Below are 7,559 nucleotides of genomic sequence, written 5' to 3' on the forward strand. Positions count from 1 at the left end.
AAAACACAAATAGTATTTAAAACTTTCGTAAAAATCAAAAATGTAAAATCAAAAAGAAGACCAAATAGACAAAATTGAAAAATTAAACACTATTTATATACAAAAGACCTAACAAATTGACAGTCCCTTTCTAGGGCACTTTCAAAAACTTGGGTGATTTTTAGAAAATCGTGTTGTCTTCGTTCCAATACATTAGTTTTAGGTCAAATCTTTTTAAAATTCCTTTTTTCGATTTGAATAATTTTTTGATATGTTTAGGGAAGTTTTTTAGGAAGCAGTTTTCTATTTTATTTGATGTTATTGGTATTTTTGAATCTATTTTTTAATCTGTCGTAAGTTTTTTCTATTGTCTATCTATTGTCATATAATTGTTTTAATTCTTCTGTTGATGTTATTTCTTTTGGTAAATTTGTGAATAGTATTTCTATGTTTCCATTTTTTAGTTTTACTTTGATTATTCTGACTTTGAGTCTTTTTTGTTTTCTTGCTAATTTTTTTAATTCTTCTTCTTTATATCTTTTTTGGAGTTGTTTAAATTTATATCAAATGTTTTATCATTTGTTTTTTCATTATCCATTTTTTTGTTTTTTTTTTGAATGCATTTGTTTTTCCACGTATTAAATAGTATGAATTGAGAGATTCAGTTTTTAACATGATTTCTGTGGCATTATAGAATCTGTCATAGCAGGTTATTACTTTGTTCATGTTTATTTTGTTTTTTACATCATTTAAATGTCTTAATGCTAATGTTATTTCGTCAACGAATTGATTTTCTATTATTGATGAAATTACAAAGTCCATTTTTGCATCTACCCTGCAAAAGATTTTAGCCCTTGCAACATAGCTTTCAAATTCAGTATCTGGTGGAATTTCCATTTCTTCTCGAGTTTGTGGATGGTCTAGAAGTTCAACAAATGATTCATCAGTTGTGAAAACATGAAAAACCTTTAAAAGTCTTCATTTCTTCTAAATTATTGTAAATTTCCATTATAACTCCATCATTCATGTCTATATAAACTTCGGGGTTTATATGTTGCATTCTATCACAAACACCAGAACCTGTTATTTTCATTGTATAATCACCTGTTGACTTCTTAAAAACTTATTTACTTCATTAAATTTTGTTTTTTTACAATTAGATAATGGAAATTTGATTGCAGTTTCTAAATTCCATTTTTCACTACGAACAAAAGCATTATCACTTAATATCTATTTTTCATCAACAAAATTATTAAAATTTACTAAAAAATTTGAAAACATCAAATCAAAAACCATCAAAAATCACCCTAAAAACAAAATAAATTCTTAATACTAATAATATTATATAATAAATACTTTATAATTACTAATATTTAATATTAACTATAATAAATAATTAAAAATAGATATAAATTAAATATACACTTATTAAAATAAAATTAAAATAATATAACCTTAATACAACCAAAATAAAAGAAAAATAGAAAAAATAAAAGAAAAAATCAGAAAAAAGTCTTAACTTGATAGCAGTGTAAAAATGACTTTGTTGAAATCCTAATTTAAAATTTTTACTACTCTATTGATGTTGTATGTTGCTGTTTTGAGTCTTGTTTATTTGTTTTGTAGTCTTGTATGTTTATTTTTATTTGTTCCTGAGAATTTTTTTTATTACGCTGAAAATACTTTCTACGTTGTTTTTTGGAGTATATTTCTTCATCAAATGTTTTTTAGGCTTAATCTTCTGTACCATCCGTGTTTGAAGTTGGATTTTAGAGGTATTTGGTCTGAAGCATTTATTTCTTTATTTATACATTTTCTTATTTTATTTGTATCGTATGCTTTGTCAGCTATTATATAATCAACATAATATTTCTTTAAACTTCTTATTTGCAGCTATTGCATAATTTTGTAATCGTGTTTTGGACCTTTTGTCGCTTGTGAGTAAAGGAGTATTCTGCTATCAACATCAACTGCAATAATGGCATTTAGCGTGAGCTTTTCCTTTCTTTTCCCCTAATTTGTGCATAAATATTTTTTGTCTGCATAGTCATTAGTGAAATCCTGTAACCATCAAGTGCAATTAATTTTGGTTTAATTCATAAAATGTCGAATAATATTTGCTTAGTTATTCTTTAAAAGATGCTAGATAGGCATTTTTTAAAGAGTATTTCTGGAGCGTAGATAAATTTTGGCGATTTTTTAATTTTATAGATATAACTTCTCAAACCACTTGAAAACGATACAAAATCCAATTTCTCGATAAATCATATTTAAATAAATTTTTAAAGCAACAATCGTAAAATAATGCAGGTTGAGAATTATAATTTACTTATAATACTTTATTTAAAGCAATCATAGAATCGCTATAAGTAAATTCAATGAATTTCACCACATCATTGACTTAATATAGCTTTTTACATTGATTTTTATACTTTTTAAAAAATTTTTTTGTTTGCCTTTTAAAGCCAAAATCCAAAAGACTTTCATGCTCAGAAAACCTAACTATACTTGGAAAATGTTTATTTTCGTTTTTTATATATATATTCTCCATTTTACTATAAATAACTTTTTAAAATCTTTTTTTAAAAAATACCATGTAATATTTCAAGTATAAATAAAATAGAAATAAATATATCATAAAACACCAAAAATAAGAGTTTAAAATAGAAAAAAATAAACTCAATGTGAAATTTCAACTGTAAATATATGATTTCAACAAAGTCGTAAAAATCAAAAATTTAAAATTAAAAAAAGACCAAATAGGCAGAATTGAAAAATTAAACACTATTTATGTACAAAAGACCTAACAAATTGACAGTCCCACTATAATATTTCCAAAAGATAATTTCCAGCCACAAAAGCTCAATGATCAATTATCCTATCCATTAAAAGTATTTAACAAAATAAATAGAATGACAACTGAAAAATCATTATATAATCATGTAAAAAGCGAATTATTTTAAAAAATTAGACCAATGGAAAAAATTCAAACCAATCAAAGGAAAAGAATAGAAGACTTATTCAAATTACTCAAACAAAGACTCAACATGAAAGAAATACACAAATATACATCAAAATCCGTTGAAAAAACAGTATATTTAAATGTATTTTTAGGAGCCCTAATCATATCACAAGGATCAACTCAAAAACAGCCATACAACAATTATTCGAGAACTAAAAAATTCAGACCCCCCCAAGTTTATTACAAAAATTCTTTGGAAATTCATCATTCCTTACTTTAAAAATTAACGACACACCTTGAAAATAGCAATATTCTATTTGACAATTAATAAAATCAAAATATATTCCAAAAAGTATATTCTTAAAACACATAAAAAAGACAATAAAAATAGAACAAGAATTTTTAAAAAGATTCATACTAAAATTAAAAATTATTGGAACATAAATAACAAAAAACAGAAAAATCACACAAGTTTTTGAAAGAGCTAAAAAAAGAAAAAAATATTTCTTATGTTGATAAGATTAAACTAATCAATAAAGAAATAATTGAATAAATAAAACTTGGATTTGATTGTTTAACAATAATATTAGTATTATTAATCATTTTATTAGATTCAGTTAAATTAGAATCTTGATTTTCATTATTATATAAATCTAGATTAGCATTATAAGAATGATTATATTTATTTAAATTATAAAAATAATTTTCACTATGATTAAAATTTGCCTGAGATGATTTAATAGAAGCATATAATGTTTCTTCTTCAAAATCTTCATCAGATTGATTTTCTTCTTCAAAGTCTGTATCATTCTCTTCAGTATTTACAGTATTGTCATCATTTTCAGTTTTATATGTGTATAGTACCATGTCTGTGTAGTTATTTTCATCTGTATCATTGTCTTCTAGTTCTTCTTCAAAATCTTCATCAGATTGATTTTCTTCTTCAAAGTCTGTATCATTCTCTTCAGTATTTACAGTATTGTCATCATTTTCAGTTTTATATGTGTATAGTACCATGTCTGCGTAGTTATTTTCATCTGTATCATTGTCTTCTAGTTCTTCTTCAAAATCTTCATCAGATTGATTTTCTTCTTCAAAGTCTGTATCATTCTCTTCAGTATTTACAGTATTGTCATCATTTTCAGTTTTATATGTGTATAGTACCATGTCTGTGTAGTTATTTTCATCTGTATCATTGTCTTCTAGTTCTTCTTCAAAATCTTCATCAGATTGATTTTCTTCTTCATTATTATCATTTTCATATTCGTATTCATCATCACTTTCATTTAAATCATTAATTTCATTTTCATCTAAATCAGTACTTTCATCTATTGATTCAAGATCTAGGTTATTTAGATCCAAATCGTCTAATTCATTATAATCTGCATCAACGGAGTCAATAGCAGATACACTTCCAACAAATGTTATTAGGAACAAACAAATAATGAACATTCCTAAGGTTTTTGTAAATTTATTATATTTCATAATTTATCACATCTATGTATAATATTTTTTACATTAGTATAATATGATTAGTATACATATATAAAGTTTTTCATTAATAGACCACTCCTATAAACTTAAGGATTTTTTGATTTAAATTTCTTGTTTTTTTATGCTTTTCTGTCGTTGTGTTTGAATTTTTTTTGTTTTGTTTTAGTAATCCTCCTTTGTGGCGTTTTGAGGGTCTTTTTCTTTTTCTTTTTTTTTCGTTTTTGATTACTAGTTTGTTTTGTGCTAGTTCTATTATTATGTTTGATTATTTTTTTATCTGTTTTTTTCGTTGGGCATTGCTAATATGGTTGAATTTGTAGTTGAGTATTCACATTTAGGTGGTTTAAGTCTAAATATTGGGTTATTCTTGTTTTAAGTTTGTTTTTGTGTTTTTCTTGTATTTTTTTGTCTGCGTCGAGTTTTAGTAAATACAAATTATTTAGTAAGTTGAACATTGAATATATTTGGAGTAGATAATCTTGTTCGATGATTGTTCGTCTGTGTCCTGTGAAATTTTCTAGTTCTAAAAATGTTTTTTTTTAGTCTATCGTAGTCTGTTTCTATTTAACCATCTTTGGCCATATGCGTCTTTTAAATCTTTTTTTGTGAATTTTTCTATTGGTAGATTTGCTTAGTAGTGTCTTTTGTGTATTTTTTCTCCTTTGTTGTTGGTTAGTTCTATAGTGTTGGTTTATTCTGAGGTTTATTAATAATTTTCTTGTTCGGCATTTTTTTTAAGTTCAGGATCTTTGATTTCTTTTGTTCTTAATTATATTTCATAGTTTATATTAACAAATTCGTCCATCAGATTCCATTTTTTGTCTTTCTTATATTTTTATTGTTCTTGAATCCAAGACGAATCAAATATTAATTTTGATTCATTTTTTAATAATGCCAATTTATTAACTCAATATGAATCCATTATACCCTCTGTCAAAAATGAAAACGAATTTTTTAAGGTTAAAATCCTTTATTTAGATCTTGTAAGTGATTTTTAGTCCATTTCAACTTCTGTTACTTTAGTAGTGTCAAATTCATGATGTTAAAATCAAACCATGAGTTAACATCAACAATAATATGATGCTCTTGTTATTTGGCCAATGCCTTTCAAAATGCAGTATCCTCTTCAATTTCAAATTGTTCACGAGTGTATATTAGTATTAGGCAATTTACATTATACTTCCATTCACATGCAACCCAAATATAAACCATCTTTCTCAAATTCAGCACTAAAAATGTTTGTAAAAATTCAGTAATATAATCCTTAAACATAATCCTTTATTAAAGAATAGGACTCAAATAAACCTCTTTGTTTACCAATATCTATGTTGAAATACTAATAATCCTCCCAACCAGTAACATTCTTGAATATAATTTCACAGCCTCCACTGAACCCGTAAAAACCAGTTTGAAACAATTGAATTACAACATAATAATCCTTAAAACTCGCTTTCCTATTTACGAGTAAGCTTCCTAATGTCTGTTTTATAATTTATCATCCAACATAACCTATTAAAATTTATCTAAAAAAGTTGCAGAAAAAAATCCAAAGCACATCCCAAAAATCACCCAAAAATACTAGTTTAATCATACAATACAAATATTAAATCAATCAATATTACATATAAATACTATATATTTAATAATATTTAAAATTAACTACTAAAAATTATTAAAAACAGATATAACTAAATTTAAAAAATAATTAGAAGTATCTAAATAAAATAAGCTAAATTCAACCAAATTAAAAGAAAATAAGTAAAAAAAATATTAGAAAAATAAGAAAAAATCCTTAAGTTTATAGGAGTGATTCATAGATCCACAAGTTTATATATGATATGAATGATGATTTAGTTTCGAGTATTTATGATCAAAATAGATGAAATGCCTTCATTTAAAGGATTGCACGTAATGTGCAATTGATTCATCGATTATTGAAAATACCAAATACGAAATTAACATAGAGATGATTTTGGAATACCTGAAAAAAACTCAAACACTACAAAGAGATACTTCTACAGCTAGAATCCTCATGCACGGGGTTAGATGCTCATTGAGACTTCATAATATCCTTAAATTTAACATTAAAAAATGTAAATGAAATAACAAATGCATTAATCCATTTAGATGATGTAAAAAACAAATTAGACTTGACAAAAACAATAACATTATACGATAGAGGATTATAAACTCCGTATGAATTAATGTTTAAAACCAATATTATTAAATTCATTACTATAAATACGTGGAAAAACATCCAACATTATAAAAAGAAACAACAAAAAAAATATGGAAAAAACATAAAAAAAACAGATAAAACATTTCTTCATTAGTCTAGATTCATTAAAACGTAGAAATTTCAAAAAAAAACGAATGAACTAAAAGAAAATGGCAAGATTAAAAACATAATATAAAAAGTAATGAATTGTAAAAGTAAAACTAAAAAAATGGAAAAACATAAAATACTATTTTACCAATATCCCCAAAAGAAATAGCAACACCATGAAGAATTAAAACATATTATAACGGCGATAGATGGACAATAGAAACATAATTACGACAGACTAAAAAAAAAACAATATTAAAAATCGAAAAATTCACAGGAAAAAAGAAAATAATAATAGAACAAGGACTTCTATAAGCCATATATACCTATTCAACATACTAATGGGACTTAAAAACGACGCAGAAGAACAAATAACAAGAAAACCAAAAAAAGACAACAAAATACAAATACATATACAAAACCAACATCAACACATTGATTGGAAACATAAAAGAGGAATTGCCCAGACTACTAACAGACAACCAAGAAGAAATACAAATAATAAGTTAAAGAAGATAATTGACATGGCCAAAAAAGATTTGGTTTACACGAAAATTAAACCACCAACAAACGAAGAAAGATATAAAAAGAATTTTTATCATAAAAAATGCAAATCAAACATACAAGATAGTTTTTAAAAAAATTAAAAAACCATTAGCTTGACAGCAATGCTTTATTTATAAATGTATAAATAAGTATTTTAAGATATTCACCAACATACTCACCACTAATACTATTTCTTAATAATTTAAGACTATCATCACGTATACCATCTAATGCATTACCAAAATATCTTTC

The 7,559-nt window shown here is 24.7% G+C and carries 5 protein-coding genes and 1 pseudogene; 2 read left to right on the top strand and 4 right to left on the bottom strand.

Features of this window, described 5'->3' with window-relative positions; genetic code table 11:
• Nucleotides 1-537: 537 nt before the first annotated feature.
• Together MBORA_RS10635 and MBORA_RS10640 are read right to left on the bottom strand one after the other, a co-directional pair.
• The gene (locus MBORA_RS10635; RefSeq protein WP_106787255.1) at nucleotides 538-876 is read right to left on the bottom strand and encodes a hypothetical protein; all 339 of its coding nucleotides are present in this window, start codon (nucleotides 874-876) and stop codon (nucleotides 538-540) included.
• A 46-nt stretch (nucleotides 877-922) separates the two neighbouring features.
• Entirely contained in the window at nucleotides 923-1,072 is a 150-nt protein-coding gene (locus MBORA_RS10640; protein ID WP_156482706.1) for a hypothetical protein, read from the bottom strand.
• Nucleotides 1,073-2,807: 1,735 nt separating this feature from the next.
• On the opposite strand from MBORA_RS10640, the pseudogene MBORA_RS10350 reads away from it, so the two are divergent.
• Nucleotides 2,808-3,157: pseudogene (locus MBORA_RS10350) on the top strand (IS5/IS1182 family transposase); the annotation flags it as partial.
• Between the two features lie 291 nt (nucleotides 3,158-3,448).
• Here MBORA_RS10350 and MBORA_RS07485 read toward each other — a convergent pair.
• Both MBORA_RS07485 and MBORA_RS10870 read right to left on the bottom strand, forming a co-directional pair.
• On the bottom strand, nucleotides 3,449-4,426 hold the full coding sequence (locus MBORA_RS07485) for a hypothetical protein (protein ID WP_063720482.1): 978 nt from the start codon (nucleotides 4,424-4,426) through the stop codon (nucleotides 3,449-3,451).
• 1,116 nt (nucleotides 4,427-5,542) lie between these two features.
• On the bottom strand, nucleotides 5,543-5,707 hold the full coding sequence (locus MBORA_RS10870; protein ID WP_169805474.1) for a hypothetical protein: 165 nt from the start codon (nucleotides 5,705-5,707) through the stop codon (nucleotides 5,543-5,545).
• A gap of 1,395 nt (nucleotides 5,708-7,102) precedes the next feature.
• Here MBORA_RS10870 and MBORA_RS11220 point away from each other — a divergent pair.
• Nucleotides 7,103-7,399, top strand: coding sequence for a hypothetical protein (locus tag MBORA_RS11220; protein ID WP_232817552.1), 297 nt, complete (start codon nucleotides 7,103-7,105; stop codon nucleotides 7,397-7,399).
• Nucleotides 7,400-7,559: the final 160 nt, after the last annotated feature.

The organism is Methanobrevibacter oralis (assembly GCF_001639275.1).
Lineage (GTDB): Archaea > Methanobacteriota > Methanobacteria > Methanobacteriales > Methanobacteriaceae > Methanocatella > Methanocatella oralis.